Annotated in this window: 12 protein-coding genes; 7 read left to right on the top strand and 5 right to left on the bottom strand. The window is 44.2% G+C overall.

The genetic code is table 11. The features are described from left to right. Window positions 1-61: 61 nt before the first annotated feature. Complete coding sequence (locus Q5H80_RS02800; protein WP_304568535.1) at window positions 62-1,063, top strand: sensor domain-containing diguanylate cyclase; 1,002 nt, start codon at window positions 62-64, stop codon at window positions 1,061-1,063. A gap of 36 nt (window positions 1,064-1,099) precedes the next feature. Next, window positions 1,100-1,327 (top strand): zinc ribbon domain-containing protein, encoded by a 228-nt coding sequence (locus Q5H80_RS02805; protein ID WP_304568536.1) that lies wholly within the window; start codon window positions 1,100-1,102, stop codon window positions 1,325-1,327. A gap of 96 nt (window positions 1,328-1,423) precedes the next feature. Here the strand turns inward: Q5H80_RS02805 and xseA are convergent, their stop codons facing one another. Beyond that, window positions 1,424-2,770: an exodeoxyribonuclease VII large subunit gene (gene xseA, locus Q5H80_RS02810; RefSeq protein WP_304568538.1), complete on the bottom strand. Its 1,347-nt coding sequence runs from the start codon at window positions 2,768-2,770 to the stop codon at window positions 1,424-1,426. Window positions 2,771-3,041: 271 nt separating this feature from the next. On the opposite strand from xseA, the gene guaB reads away from it, so the two are divergent. The 5 genes from guaB to Q5H80_RS02835 all read left to right on the top strand — a co-directional run bounded on the left by guaB (window position 3,042) and on the right by Q5H80_RS02835 (window position 10,338). After that, window positions 3,042-4,505 carry an IMP dehydrogenase gene (gene guaB / locus Q5H80_RS02815; RefSeq protein WP_017062496.1) on the top strand — a complete coding sequence of 488 codons (1,464 nt, stop codon included), beginning with the start codon at window positions 3,042-3,044 and terminating at the stop codon, window positions 4,503-4,505. 365 nt (window positions 4,506-4,870) lie between these two features. Then, window positions 4,871-6,424, top strand: coding sequence for a glutamine-hydrolyzing GMP synthase (guaA, locus tag Q5H80_RS02820; RefSeq protein WP_248384737.1), 1,554 nt, complete (start codon window positions 4,871-4,873; stop codon window positions 6,422-6,424). A 449-nt stretch (window positions 6,425-6,873) separates the two neighbouring features. Then, window positions 6,874-8,562 carry a chitinase gene (locus Q5H80_RS02825; RefSeq protein WP_304568558.1) on the top strand — a complete coding sequence of 563 codons (1,689 nt, stop codon included), beginning with the start codon at window positions 6,874-6,876 and terminating at the stop codon, window positions 8,560-8,562. 300 nt (window positions 8,563-8,862) lie between these two features. Then, window positions 8,863-9,657 carry a hypothetical protein gene (locus Q5H80_RS02830; RefSeq protein ID WP_304568560.1) on the top strand — a complete coding sequence of 265 codons (795 nt, stop codon included), beginning with the start codon at window positions 8,863-8,865 and terminating at the stop codon, window positions 9,655-9,657. Between the two features lie 87 nt (window positions 9,658-9,744). Continuing rightward, a complete protein-coding gene (locus Q5H80_RS02835; RefSeq protein ID WP_009848306.1) occupies window positions 9,745-10,338 on the top strand; it encodes a GPR1/FUN34/YaaH family transporter in 594 nt (197 codons plus the stop codon). 195 nt (window positions 10,339-10,533) lie between these two features. Here the strand turns inward: Q5H80_RS02835 and Q5H80_RS02840 are convergent, their stop codons facing one another. The 4 genes from Q5H80_RS02840 to Q5H80_RS02855 all read right to left on the bottom strand — a co-directional run bounded on the left by Q5H80_RS02840 (window position 10,534) and on the right by Q5H80_RS02855 (window position 15,987). Then, on the bottom strand, window positions 10,534-12,081 hold the full coding sequence (locus Q5H80_RS02840; RefSeq protein WP_304568563.1) for a sodium:alanine symporter family protein: 1,548 nt from the start codon (window positions 12,079-12,081) through the stop codon (window positions 10,534-10,536). 453 nt (window positions 12,082-12,534) lie between these two features. Continuing rightward, on the bottom strand, window positions 12,535-13,905 hold the full coding sequence (locus Q5H80_RS02845) for an MBL fold metallo-hydrolase (protein ID WP_304568565.1): 1,371 nt from the start codon (window positions 13,903-13,905) through the stop codon (window positions 12,535-12,537). 178 nt (window positions 13,906-14,083) lie between these two features. Beyond that, window positions 14,084-14,851, bottom strand: coding sequence for a 1-acylglycerol-3-phosphate O-acyltransferase (locus tag Q5H80_RS02850; RefSeq protein ID WP_304568567.1), 768 nt, complete (start codon window positions 14,849-14,851; stop codon window positions 14,084-14,086). 197 nt (window positions 14,852-15,048) lie between these two features. Then, window positions 15,049-15,987, bottom strand: a complete 939-nt coding sequence (locus tag Q5H80_RS02855; RefSeq protein WP_304568569.1) for a hypothetical protein — start codon at window positions 15,985-15,987, stop codon at window positions 15,049-15,051. Window positions 15,988-16,010 lie beyond the last annotated feature (23 nt).

Below are 16,010 nucleotides of genomic sequence, written 5' to 3' on the forward strand. Positions count from 1 at the left end.
CCAGTATACAGGCTTGCATAAGAACAAGCTGTTCCCACCATATAATTGAAAGCTTTAGTGAATGAAACAACAATTTTTATTAGAAGGTCACCGAGCAGTAAACAGTTTGCTTCGAAGGCTTGCCCTTGGGTTGGATCGCAAAGAATTAAATCGCAAGATCATTCAACTCACAGAGCAGATTTTTGGTCAAAGGATGGCCTCTATTTTATTGTTAAACCCCGAATCGAATACATTACATTTAGAATATGCTCCAAACTTGCCTGATTTTTATAACCAGCAGATAGAAGGGGTGGGGGTTGGTGCCGGAATTGGTTCTTGTGGCGAAGCGGCGGCACTTAAGAAAGCTGTCATGGTCTCCAATATTAATACACACCCGAATTGGACTCCTTTCTTAGCCTTAACCAATCAGGCTAATCTTCATGCCTGTTGGTCAGTGCCAATCATCTCTTCACATGGTCACGTATTAGGTACCTTCGCAATTTACAGTCAGTACATCTCTGAACCTCATGAGTTTGAACTTGAGATCTTAGAGTTATTGGCTTCTCTGTATTCAGTCGCGCTAGAGAAGTATGAGTTAGAGAATCAACTCAACTTTTTTGCCAATCGAGACTCCCTAACACATAGTTTGAACCGCCGAGCATTGCTGAGAGAAGCCGAGCAGGTGTTAACTAACCACTGTTTTACTGAAAAAGTGATGGCGTGCCTATTTGTTGATGTCGATAAATTTAAGTCAATAAACGATACGTTTGGCCACAGCTTTGGTGATGATGTGTTGTTAGCCGTTGCAAAAGTGCTGGATGAGGCAACTACTGCCTGTGCCAAGATAGGGCGCTATGGGGGCGATGAGTTTGTGGTGTTCTCTTGTTTTGACGATCAAGAAAGCGTAGTTAGCTTCTACCACGGTTTAGAGAAAACATTACAACAAGCGCTTTATATCAATGATGTGCAGTTCTCTGTGAGTGTTGGGCTTTCTTGTGAGAAAGATCCTCAAGGGTTAGATCAGTTGATCGCACAAGCTGATAAGAACATGTACCAAATCAAGCAAGCTAAGTCTCAGCAGTAGTAGATTGTAAAAATAGTAGTGAATTAGGAAATGCTAATGAGTGAAAATATCTGCCCTAAGTGCCAGTCAGAGCTAGCTTGGGATGGCAAGTATCACTGTGAAAGTTGTCAGGCTCACTTTACCAAAGTAGGGCTCTGCCCAGAGTGCAACAGCCAGTTAGAGAAGCTTCAAGCTTGTGGTGCTGCCAGCTATTTTTGTAACGGTGACTGTAACGAGCTTAAATCTAAATCGAGAGTTATATTCGAGTTCCAATCTGCGGAATAACTCTTTTACTTAGTGCTCTTGTTAGATACAAAAAAGCCCTGTCGATTATCGATAGGGCTTTCTGGTTTTAAATGACTTTTAACACTCTAGTCGAACTTAAAGCTCGCTCTTAGTCACTCTTGTTGTCACTTGCGATTCAATCACACCGTCTTCAACTTGGGTGGTGATCACTTCACCTACTTCGACGTCGTTAATTGATGACACGGTATTACTCGATGCTGAATGGGTAATGCTGTAGCCACGCTTTAGGGTTGCCAATGGGCTGACGGTTTCTAACTTCTCGGCGGCCATAGCTAGCTGGTGGCGAGTAGTCAGTAATGTCTTGTCCATCGCATCCAATAGCTTTTGCTCTGAACGTTGTAGATGCAGTTTCTGTTCACCAAGGCGTTTTACTGGTGAGTTAAGCTGAAGCTGATGTTGTTTGCGTTCAACACGCTGAACATGCTGTTTTAGATACAGAGTCATACCACGACGCAAACGCATATCTAGGTCATCAAGCTGTTGACTCTGCTTTTGCAGTTGGTAGCTCGGGTGTTGTTTCTCTAAGCGGTATTTCAACGTTTGAGTTGATTGCGCTTGTTTGATTAGTACATGACGAATCGCACTCACTAAACGAGCACGTTTAGACGCATAAGCTTGCTCTTTATGACTGTTATCACGGCTAACCAATTCAGCGGCGGCTGATGGTGTTGGAGCACGCATATCTGCGACGAAATCGGCGATAGTGACATCAACTTCGTGGCCAACTGCACTGATGATCGGAATTTGGCTTGCTGCGATTGTGCGAGCTACGATCTCGTTATTGAAGCACCATAGGTCTTCTAATGAACCGCCGCCACGACCCACGATCAACACATCACATTCATTGCGTTCATTGGCACGGCCAATCGCTTGAGCAATCTGAATTGCCGCCTCTTCACCTTGAACCATGGTTGGGTAAACCACAACTGGCAGTGAAGGATCGCGTCTTTTCAGGACATCAAGGATATCAAACAACGCAGCGCCGGTTTTCGAGGTGATGACACCAACGCATTTAGGATGTTCTGGAAGAATTTGTTTATTGGACTGAGCAAATAAACCTTCCGCCGCCAAGTTCATCTTAAGTTTTTCAAACTCTTGCTGAAGCTTGCCGTCACCTTCTGGCTGCATGCTTTCGATGATCAGTTGATAATCACCGCGTGGCTCATAAAGAGACAGACGCGCTTTAACTAGCACTTGATTACCGTTTTTAGGCTTAAAAGTCACACGACGGTTATTGCCACGAAACATAGCGCACTTAACTTGAGCGCGAGAGTCTTTAAGCGTGAGGTACCAGTGACCAGAGACAGGTGCAGAGAAATTAGAGATTTCACCAACGAGCCAGACTATTCCCATTTCGTTTTCTAATAGGAGACGAACCTCTGAATTGAGGCGAGAAACAGTAAAGATGTTTGGATTGGTCATAGAAGCGCTATCTACCCTTGAAGGAAGGTCTTTCTCTTAGAATATCACTGGGCGTGAGTATGGAAGATAGCGGCAATATAATACATAGCAAGGGGGTAAATGCAAATTAAAAGTATAAAAATGTGTAGCCAAGCGATTTCGTTAGCCGTATAATCCGTCCGCAATATCTAATCCAAATGCAGTTTGATTTTCCTTAATTGGCTGCCCTCATTAGGCGAAACGATGAGATTGGATTGTTTCTTTTTACTCCTATTATTGTGAGATATTGCAAATGCTAAGAATTGCCAAAGAAGCGCTGACATTCGACGACGTACTGCTAGTGCCAGCACACTCCACCGTTCTCCCTAATACAGCTGATCTTCGCACTCAGTTGACGAAGAATATTTCCCTAAACATCCCAATGATCTCTGCATCGATGGATACTGTGACAGAAGCTCGCCTAGCGATTGCACTGGCACAAGAAGGCGGAATAGGCTTCATTCATAAGAACATGTCTATTGAACAACAAGCTGAAATGGTTCGCCAGGTTAAAATTTACGAAGCAGGTGTAGTTTCTCACCCTGTTACTGTAAGCCCTGATGCGACAATCGCTGATGTTGTAGCTCTTACTCAAAAACACGGTTTTGCCGGTTTCCCTGTTGTTACTGAAACAAACGAACTTGTTGGTATTATTACTGGCCGTGACGTTCGCTTTGTTACTGACCTTTCTAAGAAAGTTGATGTCGTAATGACGCCTAAAGCTCGCCTTGCTTCTGTTAAAGAAGGTGCAACTCGTGAAGAAGTTCAAGAGAAAATGCACGAAGCGCGTGTTGAAAAAGTTCTTGTTGTAAATGATGACTTCCAACTTACTGGAATGATCACTGCAAAAGATTTCCACAAAGCAGAACGTAAACCAAATGCTTGTAAAGATGAGCGCGGCAGCCTACGTGTAGGTGCAGCTGTTGGCGCTGGTGCTGGTAACGAAGAGCGCGTTGCTGCCCTAGTTGAAGCTGGCGTAGACGTTCTACTTATCGATTCTTCACACGGTCACTCTGAAGGCGTACTTAACCGTATCCGCGAAACTCGCGCTGCATACCCTGATCTACAAATCATCGGTGGTAACGTAGCAACTGGCGCTGGCGCTCGTGCTCTTATCGAAGCAGGTGTTAGTGCGGTTAAAGTAGGTATCGGCCCGGGTTCAATCTGTACGACTCGTATCGTTACTGGTGTTGGTGTTCCTCAAGTAACAGCAATCGCAGACGCTGCTGAAGTGGCTAACGAATATGGTATTCCAGTAATCGCAGATGGCGGCATTCGCTTCTCTGGCGATATCTGTAAAGCTATCGTTGCTGGCGCATCTTGTGTGATGGTTGGTTCAATGTTCGCTGGTACTGAAGAAGCACCGGGTGAAGTTATCCTTTACAACGGTCGTTCTTACAAGTCTTACCGTGGTATGGGTTCTCTTGGCGCTATGTCTCAAGGTTCTTCTGACCGTTACTTCCAATCTGACAACGCTGCAGACAAGCTTGTTCCAGAAGGTATTGAAGGTCGTATCGCATACAAAGGTCGTCTAAAAGAGATCGTTCACCAACAGATGGGCGGTCTACGCTCAAGCATGGGCCTAACGGGTTCTGCAACTGTTGAAGACATGCGTACTAAAGCTGAGTTTGTTCGTATCTCTGGTGCGGGCATGAAAGAATCTCACGTACACGATGTTCAAATCACGAAAGAAGCACCTAACTACCGTTTAGGTTAATAATACGTCCAAACGTTTGAATAATGTGCTGATTTAGTCGGCACATTAATATACCAATCGTAGTAAATAACTGATCATCCTAGCTTGTTAAAAACCTCGATAACTTCGTTAGAATTTTTGATTGTAGAATAGCTACTTATCAGAAAATTCTGCCTCGTTCTCAAGCTTTTTTCCTACGCTATTCCTGAACACTTACTTACTGTGATTGGTATTATATCTACCGCCTGTTTTGATGAAAGTCTGATTTTATCAAAACACGAGGTTAAAGATAACCTACGAAAACGTTTGCTTTATTTCTTGAAGAGTTAATCAGAGGTGAGTAAACTCGCCTCCGTTTTATCACATAGCCAATAAGACTGCTTACAATGACTAAAAATATTCATGACCAACGTATTCTAATTCTGGACTTCGGTTCTCAATACACGCAGCTAGTAGCTCGTCGTATTCGTGAGATCGGTGTTTACTGTGAACTTTGGAGCTGGGACGTAGAAGAAGCGGATATTCGTGAATTCAATCCAGACGGCATTATCCTATCTGGTGGCCCTGAAAGTGTAACGGAAGAGAATTCTCCACGTGCACCTCAGTACGTATTTGATTCAGGTGTTCCTGTCTTCGGTATCTGCTACGGCATGCAAACTATGGCTGAGCAACTTGGCGGTAAAGTAGCAACGTCTACTGAGCGCGAGTTCGGCTACGCAGCGGTACAAGTAACGGGTGAATCTGCACTTTTCGCTGACCTTGAGACAACTCAAGACGTTTGGATGAGCCACGGTGACAAAGTGGTTGAAATCCCTGCTGATTTCACAAAAATCGCAGAGACAGACACTTGCCCATACGCAGCAATGGCAAACGAAGATAAGAAATACTACGGTGTTCAATTCCACCCAGAAGTAACGCACACTAAAAACGGCCTAAAAATGCTTGAGAACTTCGTTCTTAATGCGTGTGGTTGTGAAGGTCTGTGGACTTCAGCGTCTATCATTGAAGATGCAGTTGCACGTATTAAAGAACAAGTAGGTGACGACGAAGTTATCCTTGGTCTTTCTGGTGGTGTTGATTCATCAGTAGTAGCAATGCTTGCTCACCGCGCTATCGGCGACAAACTAACATGTGTATTTGTAGATAATGGCCTTCTTCGTTTAAACGAAGGTGAGCAGGTTATGGAGATGTTTGGCAACAAGTTTGGCCTAAACATCATCAAAGTAGATGCGGAAGATCGTTTCCTTGACGCTCTGGAAGGCGAAGCTGAACCAGAAGCGAAACGTAAGATCATCGGTCACGTATTCGTAGATATCTTCGACGAAGAGTCTAAGAAACTGAAGAATGCTAAATGGCTTGCTCAGGGCACTATCTACCCAGACGTAATCGAGTCTGCTGCATCTAAGACTGGTAAAGCACACGTAATCAAATCTCACCACAACGTTGGTGGCCTTCCTGATGATATGGAAATGGGCCTTGTTGAGCCTCTACGTGAGCTGTTTAAAGATGAAGTACGTAAGATCGGTCTAGAGCTTGGTCTTCCATACAACATGCTTTATCGCCACCCATTCCCAGGTCCTGGTCTAGGTGTTCGTGTACTTGGCGAAGTGAAGAAAGAGTACTGTGATTTACTGCGTCGTGCTGATGCTATCTTCATTGAAGAGCTTCACGCTGCTGACCTTTACCACAAAGTATCTCAAGCATTCACGGTATTCCTACCAGTACGTTCAGTTGGCGTAATGGGCGATGGCCGTAAGTACGATTGGGTTGTATCTCTACGTGCTGTAGAAACTATCGACTTCATGACTGCTCACTGGGCACACCTACCATACGACTTCCTGGGTAAGGTATCTAACCGTATTATCAACGAAGTTAACGGCATCTCACGTGTTGTTTACGATATTTCTGGTAAGCCACCAGCAACTATCGAGTGGGAATAATCTCTTAGAGATTTAACCAGCGTTGATTAAGCTCTTAAGCCTCGAACTTTGTTCGAGGCTTTTTTCTTTTTATTTAGGAGGTTAAGTATTTATATCTACAACGAGCAACCAAATCCGTTGGAAGTTAGATATCACCTCAAGAAACAATGAGACGCTTTGTTGTATTTAACGATACATAAAAATGTCACTCGCACTTTTTATAAATTCATACAGCAACTACTAGGCCATTTCACATGTGCCGCATACTCTTTGATGGACCTATACCAATCGTAGTAAATAACGGGTCACCCTAGCTTGTTAAAAAGCTCGATCTTGGTGTTAGAATTTTTGATTGTAGAATAGCTACTTATCGGAAAGCTCCGCCTTGTTCTCAAGCCTTTTTCAGGCGTTATTTCCGATCACTTACTTACAGTGATTAGTCTTATAAAGGACAGATAAGAGAATCCATCATGCTAAAAATTAAATATTTGGCGACAGTCGTTGGCTGCACATTAGCAGCACATAGTTACGCGTCTTTGAACATCCAACCTGATCCACAAAACCCGAATGGCTACCTTGTTGAAAAGTCTGCACTGCAAGCGGCTGAGCAAGCAAAAACATCCGATCCTATGTATGCGATCTGGTCTCAGGCACTACAGACTCGCTCGAATACAATCGTTGAAGCCATTGTGCCGGGCTCGGCTGCTAATCCCGAAAACGTAAAGCGCGTAGAGCGTGTATTCCCTCAATCTGAGTGGGACTTCCTCACTCAGATGGCAGCACCAGAATACACTTATACTCGCTTCTTACGCGCGATTGGCAAATTCCCAGCCTTCTGTGGAGAGTACACAGATGGCCGCGACTCCGACGCCATCTGTAAGAAATCCATCATCACGGCTTTTGCTCATTTCGCTCAAGAGACGGGCGGACACATCGCGATAGATAACACTTCTGATAACCCATCAGCCCTAGAAGAATGGCAGCAAGCGCTCGTACATGTACGTGAAATGGGCTGGTCTGAAGGACAAGAAGGTTACACCACAGGTTGTGGTCAGAATGACTGGCAGAATGCTCGCTGGCCATGTGCCGCAGGGCAGGGCTACTTTGGCCGTGGTGCTAAACAACTTTCTTATCATTTTAACTACGGTGCGTTTTCTGAAGTCATGTTTGATGGCGACGCAACGGTTCTCCTTAATAACCCGGCCTTAGTCGCTGATTCTTGGCTGAATCTGGCTTCGGCTATTTGGTTCTTCTTAACGCCTCAAGCTCCGAAACCAGCCATGTTACATGTTATAGATCGAACATGGACGCCATCTCAACGCGAATTAGATGCGGGAATTGGCTATGGATTTGGTACCACAATCAACGTGATTAATGGTGGTATCGAGTGCGGAGAGCAGAATAAAGACAAAGGCCAACCGGTTAACCGAATTCGTTATTGGGAAGGGTTAGCTGCACATTATCAGATCCCTGTAGAAGTAGATGAGAAAAATACTTGCTGGCAGCAAACCCCTTACGGAAGCTTGAACTTGAATGGTGCAACTGATGTGCTGTACACCAACTGGGACGGCAACTGGAAATACTATGCGGATCGCCCAGAAGGTTACTCTTTTGAATGTGACCTTGTGGGTTTCCAAACCGCTTATTCAGCGTTGGTGGCTGGAGATTACGAAAAGTGTGTGACGAATTTTTATGGATCACATGCAAGTTGGCCTGAAGTGAAAGTGGTCGATAAGCTCGATCCTGTAGACCCTGCTCCTGGGGGAAATGCTTGGAGCGTAACTAAGGTTTACAACACCGGTGATCAAGTGACTCACAACGGCGCGACTTATCAAGCTAAGTGGTGGACTCAAGGGGATAATCCTGCGAATGGAGGTCCTTGGGAACTGGTTGCTGGTGAGCCAACACCGCCAGTAGTCACAGACCCAACGCCTGTCGATCCTGCTCCGGTAGAACCAACCCCCGTTGAGCCTCCGGTTACCGAGCCACCTGTCGTCGACCCTGCAGTCTTTATCAAATGGGAAGCGGGTATTAGCCAAGTAAGCAACGGCGATAAAGTGACACATAATGGCAAGTGTTTCATTGCAAAAAATGGCCCAGGTATATGGGAAAGCCCAGTTCAATCGAATTGGTTCTGGGATGAAATTAGCTGTAAATAATTAAATTATACCAATCACAGTAAGTAAGTGTTCAAAAATAGCGTAGAAAAAAAGCTTGAGAACAAGGCAGGATTTTTCGATAAGTAGTTATTCTACAATCAAAAATTCTAACGAAGTTATCGAGGTTTTTAACAAGCTAGGGTGACCAGTTATTTACTACGATTGGTATTAAGCAAGCCTCCTAGAGGCTTGCTATCCCAATGACAGTTATACGACATTCCTCTTACTTTCTATTACAGTAGTGCTTTCCATTTATCGATAAACTGTGTTCGTGAATAATTCGATTACAGGGCAATTAAAATGAAGTTAAAGCTATCTATTCTTGCGTTATTGGTAACTGGAATGTCTGGGTGCAATGGTACGCCTCAGTCAGGTCACGAGCAAAGTTTGGGCTGGGGTAATTATGGCAGCTTAAGTTTTGAAACGAGCTCTGAAGGTATTGTTGCTCAGCGTTATCAAGTCTTTAAAAGTCCTGTAGGCCAAATCACGTCTATAGAAGATCAAGGTAATCAACTCCATGTTATTCAAACGCTTGAAGGCGCTTTAGTCAAAGGTGTCGATAGTACAGGCATTATGAATTACGAAGGCTGTATGGAGTCTGTAGGGGAGGTTGATGCTGCTGTTAATGCATACCCGTCAATCGTTCAATTCTTATTAAAGCAAGCTGCACCTCAAGGCCCTAATTCTGTCTCAATATCATTACCTTTCACTGTCTCAGAGTCAGCCAATAACGCTCAAATTTACATTGGTGAAGCAACTTCTATAGAAATTGAAGGTGAAAGCTATCCTATCGGTCCTATGATCGAACTCTCTGCGCCGTGGGGGGCATCTGGCCAAATCACATCTGTAGATGCGACAACCTTTGAGTTTTCATACTTTACGACCAACGATGGTCATAAAGATACGGTTGATATTCGTGGTGCATGGAGCCCAGTAATGGGCCCGATGGATAAGTTTAACCAAGAACCTTCGGGAGAGTGGTTAGCGTGTGTAAAGCCCGAGGTTCAAGCGGTCTTGATGGAACAAAGCCCTAAACGAGTTGGCGAGATACTTGAAATCATCACGAAAGCCGAACTGGCGAACGATGCAATCTAAGATTGCGATTTAGCGATCTATCTTTTTATGCCGTTCGGATTAAAATTTGCGTATAAATTTTATTAACTTTTTTTAAAGGCGCACAAAATGTCAACAAAACTGGCGAACCCAGCACCACTTGGCCTAATGGGTTTCGGTATGACCACTATTCTTCTTAATATCCACAACGCAGGTTTCTTTCCAATCGATTCAATGATTCTTGCTATGGGTATTTTTTACGGTGGTCTAAGCCAAGTTATCGTGGGCACAATGTGTTTCAAACGTGGTGACACGTTCGGTACAACTGCGTTTACTTCTTACGGTCTATTCTGGTTATCTTTGGTTGGTTTAATCGTAATGCCTTACATGGGTCTACCAGCAAGTCCAGCAGCGTTTATGGGTTGGTACCTACTACTATGGGGCATCTTCACTGGCTTCATGTTCATTGGTTCTCTATGCTACCCAGTAGCGAAACAAGTAGTATTCGGTTCACTTACTATTTTGTTCTTCCTACTTGCCGCTCGTGATTTCACTGGCAGCGAACTGATCGGTACTATCGCTGGTTTTGAAGGTATCTTCTGTGGTGCGTCAGCTATCTACTTTGCAATGGCACAAGTAATCAACAACGAATATGGCCGCACAGTACTGCCAATCGGTGAGAAAAAAGCACCTCAAATGACGGCTCAAGAGATCGCTGCTTAATACTCTAACTCGGGAACAGTTAGTTTGTTATAAGCCGTGAGTTCGTTATAAGTAATGAGCTCGTTATAAACAGTGATTTGTTACGAACAAAATAAAAGGGGTTAGCCGAAATGGCTAACCCCTTTTTTATGCGTTATTAATAGCCGCGAGTTAAAGCGATCTATTGGTTAAAGCTATCTACTTGTTAAGGCAAGCTTAAGCAGAAGGTTGCTCTACAGGTTTAGTACTAGCAGCTTCTGATTCAGGCGATTTACCGGTTTTACGTTTGTACTTCTCTTCCCAGTAAGTCGCACCTTTAATGCCTAGTTTTACAGGGTTGAATGTGTACTCAGTCACACCTTGTTTCTGCTGTTCTTCGTAGTCTGCTAAAGCCTTAAGCGCAGGCTTAGACATGAAGAAGATGATCAGAATACCAACGATGTTTAACCATGCCATCAAGCCAACACCCACATCACCCATTGCCCATGCAAGGTTAGCGGTTTTAACTGTGCCATAGAAAACCGCAGTGATAAGAACAAGCTTAAGTACGAACATCATGCCTGGGATTTTGATGGTACGACGTAGGTAAGCAATGTTCGTTTCTGCGATGTAGTAGTAAGCAAGAATCGTTGTAAATGCGAAGAAGAACAGAGCAAATGCGATGAATGGCTTACCAATACCTGGTAGTGCACTTTCAATAGCAAGCTGTGTAAATACAGGACCATTCGCACCGATGTTTGCTGCTAGGTTCTGAACAAGGAAAACACCTTCAGCGCCGCCGTGAACGTTGTAAGCACCAGTGATGATGATCATGAACGCTGTAGCAGAACATACTAGAAGAGTATCGATGTAGATAGAGAACGCTTGTACCAAACCTTGCTGAGCTGGGTGATCAACACTTGCAGCAGCTGCCGCGTGAGGACCAGTACCTTGACCCGCTTCGTTTGAGTAAACACCACGCTTAACACCCCAACCAATTGCAGCACCAAAGCCTGCCATAGGAGTGAATGCATCACCCAGGATCATTCCGAAAACAACAGGAACTTGGCTGATGTTTAGTAGGATGATAACGAATGCGATGATGATGTAAGCCAACGCCATGAATGGAACAACAATTTGTGTGAAGTTCGCGATACGTTTAACGCCACCAAAGATGATGAAAGCAAGGATGATAGCAACAACAGTACCGGTGAAAATTTTAGCGAAACTGAATGTACCGACAGCTGTTTCAATCATATCACCTGAGCCAAATGCAGCTTCTACAGCATTACCAATACTGTTTGACTGAACACCTGGAAGCAAAATACCACATGCAAAAATAGTCGCGATAGCGAAGATCCATGCGTACCACTTCTGACCCATTGCTTTTTCAATGTAGTAAGCCGGACCACCACGGAACTGGCCTTCATCTTCTTCTTTGTAGATTTGCGCTAACGTAGATTCTGCATAAGCAGTCGCGGCGCCAAAGAAGGCAACAACCCACATCCAAAATACAGCACCTGGGCCACCGAAACCGATAGCGGCAGCAACACCTGCAATGTTACCTGTACCTACACGGCCAGATAGCGAAACGGCTAGAGCTTGAAAAGACGAGATGCCTTTTGATGAGCTTTTACCCGATAGTAGCAAGCGCCACATTTCAAAGAAGTGACGGATTTGAACAAATCGAGTCATGATGGAGTAGAACAAACCTGCACCTAAACATAGGTAGATAAGTACTGGGCTCCAGATTATTCCATTCAAAAAATCAACGAACGACTGCATGAGTATTTTCCCTGTTAGTTTTGCTTATGATTGTTTTTCGAACAACACAATACTTCACTTGTAACCCGAGTGTTAAATTATTTAACTGCGCATTAGGATTCTTGTGACATAAAGCATGTTACAGGGAGCGTTTGTTAACGCTTAGTGCTAATTCGACAATCGTCCTATTTAACTCGATATGCAACTGGTTGGTGCCTGCTGGTATTTTGCAGAATGAATAAATAGTGATTAATACAAAAGGGAAAACCAGAGGCATGTAGAAAGAAAAAATAGAGAAAAATAGGTGTGAACACCGCTTAGCATTAACGGCTGAAATATGAGTATCGGGATGGAGTGGCCTGGGGTATATCACCTGTATGAGTGAGCCCGCAGGTCTAAAGAACTGTTTTTTTAAGGCGTGATCATTTGGGGGATTATATTTACCTAGTAAAAATTGCTAATTTGATGCCTGTTTCAAACGACCACGAACCCCTGTTCCTGTAATTCTCGAGCGAACTCAGATTGAGTATTCGGCTCGCCGTGAATCAAATACACCTCTTTCGGTGGAGTCGCAATGCCCTCTATAAATCGATTGAGATCCTCTTTATCTGCATGGGCAGAATATCCAGACATGCCATGGATCTGAGCGTTAACCTCAACGTCTTTATTATCTATCGAAACCTGCATTTCGCCTTGTTGCAGCTCTCGGCCTAGTGTTCCGTGCGCTTGATAGCCTGCTAAAATCACATCTGTCCGTTTATCGGGAAGCAAAGCCGATAAGTAGTTCATTATCCTGCCACCCTGACACATTCCAGAAGCTGCAACCACAATCGCGGGCTCACCTGTCGACTTGAGGCGATTAACGATTTTCTTGTGCATTCTATGTCCATCAACCGTAATGCATTGATCAAAGGCGAGTGGGTGACGTTTCAGTTCAAGGCGCTGCTTTGCTTCTTGCCCCCATAACTCTTTAAAGCGTCGGTAGGATCGCGTCACTTTTTCTGCCATAGGCGAATCGAGGATGATAGGAATATCGCTGCTGAGTTGATGTTCAAAGATCAGGTGTTCGATATCAAATAGTAGTTCCTGTGTTCGACCGATGCTAAAAGCCGGAATGAGAATAACGCCGCCATCGAGTAGTGAACGATCAATAATTGCTTTGAGACGCTCAGATCGCGTAGCAATATTATCATGTGTACTGGTGCCATAAGTCGATTCGATAAACAGATAGTCGGCTTGTTGTGGTGGTTTCGGATCCGGCAGCAGTGGCGTGTTACTAGGGCCCAAGTCGCCTGAAAAGACCACTACCTCTTGGTTGGGTAACTTAATCTCTATATAGGCCGAACCTAAGATATGCCCTGCAGGTTGAAAACGAGCATACAGAGTATTTGGCCTATGATGATCCTTTCCGTCGTTTTGCTGTTTAGAGACAATTGGAAACCATTCCTCATAAGGTTTAGGAGCAATCAACGAATGAATTTTTTTAAGGATGAGTTTGGATTGTTTATGACTGAGCCCTTGCAGTTTTAGGCCGTCTTCAATCATTAAAGGGGCGAGTTCAGCTGTCGCCTGAGTACAATAAATTGGTTGGTTAAAGCCACTGGCGAGTAACCAAGGTAATCGTCCGATATGATCAATGTGAGTATGAGTCAGCAGCAGAGCGTTAAGGTGGGACGTTTCAAATTCAATATCAAGAGGGCGTGCATCTTCACCTTGAAACTTTTTATCTTGAAGATCTAAACCTTGAAAAAGGCCACAATCGATGAGCACCGCTTGGCCTGAATCTCTTAGCTCGTGACAAGATCCTGTGACAGTATGTTTGCCGCCATGGTGAATCACTTCCATCGTTTACTCCCATTGCTCTTTAAAGCCGTTAACGCCTGTTTTTATTTTGCGGATAAGCGCCAGCAAGTAAAACAAGAACAACGAGAGTTGCGATCGTTGAGTATCTTTTTAAGTAACTGAGCGATGACTCAGTGTATTCGTTGCGAGTTAGCTCCTGTTCCCTTTGTGGCTACCTTATTTAACGCGCAGAAGAACGATCTGAATCTAGCTTCGGGGTTTGCTGCGCCTCTAAATGAGCCACTTCGGCATCAAGCTCTGCTATTTTCTCTGCCATGATTGCGTGACAGTGATTCGCCAACTCCCTTGCATCACAAAGCTTGTATCCGGATACATCGATAGGTTTAAGCATCTCGGAGATCACAATGCCATTATTAACTCGGTTGAGGGCAATTTTATTGTGCGTAGTGCTGGTACACATAGGGGTGATAGGCACGCCGGCTTCAATTGCCATTCGGAAAGCCCCCGTTTTGAATGGCAGTAATCCGCGGCCTTTGCTTCGGGTTCCTTCAGGGTAAACCCAAACAGACAGATCTCGTTGATGAATCGCTTCGGCCACTTGCTTAATGGTATCGCGTGCTTTGGACTTGTCTTCGCGGTTAATCAAAATGTTACCGGTGATCCAATACAGCAGACCAAAGAAGGGCACGTATAACAGATCGCGCTTGCCTAAAGAAACAGTGCGCGGCCTTAGCATTCCGGGAGCGGTCACAAAGTCCAACACGCTTTGGTGGTTTGAGATATACACGCATTTTTCTGGTGTCGGTGCATTGTCTAGGCCACGCTGCACCAATTTAACACCGATGAGCTTTTGTAGTTGATTGAACCAGCGACAAAAAACGTACACATGCTTGGGATTTTTGGGGCTAAACAAGCAGTAAACAAAAGCACATAGAGTGGTGAAAATAATAAACACCGTAGCCAAGATAATACGAAGAACAGCAAGCACAACTCACTCCTTACTCACCGCAAGATTACAGTGATTAAATAGTTTTAGATGCTTGAAGTTTTCACTCTATTTAACCGAATTGCAACAATTAACTGTGATAGGGGGCAATTTTTAGATCTTTATATAAAACAAGGACTAACAATGGGTGTTTGACGCAGTTATCGAGCTTACACGTGTTCACCAGTAGATAGACATGTTCACCAATACTGTTTATTTGGATCCGACTTTTCTACCCATTCAGGATCTTGGCGTGATTCTAAGTAGAGCTGTAGGCCGTTATAAGAGATGAAAGCAGCAGGGCCACCAAGATGTTCGAAATAGTCAAAATAATCATCTTCGAGTGAACAAAGGTGAGTTAAATCTTTAACGTTATTCATCATTGCCCATTGAATAGCGAAAACCGGAGCCGTCGAACCTGAAATGCTGACCTCTTCGACATTTGGGTTGAACAGTGAGTTGGCTTGCTCAAGCTGTATCTCTTCTTGTTCAGACTCTTGCTGTAACACCTCTTCGATGATCTCTGAGCGTTTGGTATTAGAGACATTCTTGTTCAGCTTAGCGATTCGAAGCGCGTAGCTAAAACGGTCTGTTGAAACGATGTCGACAAGTTGCGATAGCAGCTCTTTGTCTACGCCCGCAGCCTTGGTGAAATAGTCGATACACGAATTGATTGATGCATAACGAGTACCGTCAAACTCAAAGCCACTGGTTTCGTCGTATACCTCAAGTGGGATGTCATCAACCGACAAAGGCCAGCCTTTATAATCGATGCGTTGCTTGGCTATTTGATACATCTTCCAAGCGCTGCGCCCAAACCCACCGAGTGTTGAACCAGAGAAATCACTATCGATAAGCTCTTGCTCCGTCCAATTCTCACCGATGCCAAGATGCTTTGCGTATTTATCGATGAGTGCGTGTTTGATCTGATCGCGCACAGAGAAAATTGAAGTTAAATTCTTTGAATACTTAATACTTGCACACTCATTACAAGCAGGCAGTGCTATCGGAAAATGGCCAATCTTGGCAACAGCCTGCATTGTCTTAGGGAATTCAACAAGGTTACTGGAAGGTTCACCACAAAACCAACAGGTGTGGCGCAGGTTGAACGGGGTATCTATGTGCGAGTATGTGTTCATTAGTCTTTATCGGCTAGGTGCTT

The sequence above is a fragment of the Vibrio sp. SNU_ST1 genome, from assembly GCF_030563405.1.
Taxonomy (GTDB): domain Bacteria; phylum Pseudomonadota; class Gammaproteobacteria; order Enterobacterales; family Vibrionaceae; genus Vibrio.

Bases quoted from the DNA above. Each gene is read 5' to 3' on its own strand.
- Q5H80_RS02800 (WP_304568535.1), top strand. From the start codon at position 62: ATGAAACAACAATTTTTATTAGAAGGTCACCGAGCAGTAAACAGTTTG.
- Q5H80_RS02805 (WP_304568536.1), top strand. From the start codon at position 1,100: ATGAGTGAAAATATCTGCCCTAAGTGCCAGTCAGAGCTAGCTTGGGAT.
- xseA (WP_304568538.1), bottom strand. From the start codon at position 2,770: ATGACCAATCCAAACATCTTTACTGTTTCTCGCCTCAATTCAGAGGTT.
- guaB (WP_017062496.1), top strand. From the start codon at position 3,042: ATGCTAAGAATTGCCAAAGAAGCGCTGACATTCGACGACGTACTGCTA.
- guaA (WP_248384737.1), top strand. From the start codon at position 4,871: ATGACTAAAAATATTCATGACCAACGTATTCTAATTCTGGACTTCGGT.
- Q5H80_RS02825 (WP_304568558.1), top strand. From the start codon at position 6,874: ATGCTAAAAATTAAATATTTGGCGACAGTCGTTGGCTGCACATTAGCA.
- Q5H80_RS02830 (WP_304568560.1), top strand. From the start codon at position 8,863: ATGAAGTTAAAGCTATCTATTCTTGCGTTATTGGTAACTGGAATGTCT.
- Q5H80_RS02835 (WP_009848306.1), top strand. From the start codon at position 9,745: ATGTCAACAAAACTGGCGAACCCAGCACCACTTGGCCTAATGGGTTTC.
- Q5H80_RS02840 (WP_304568563.1), bottom strand. From the start codon at position 12,081: ATGCAGTCGTTCGTTGATTTTTTGAATGGAATAATCTGGAGCCCAGTA.
- Q5H80_RS02845 (WP_304568565.1), bottom strand. From the start codon at position 13,905: ATGGAAGTGATTCACCATGGCGGCAAACATACTGTCACAGGATCTTGT.
- Q5H80_RS02855 (WP_304568569.1), bottom strand. From the start codon at position 15,987: ATGAACACATACTCGCACATAGATACCCCGTTCAACCTGCGCCACACC.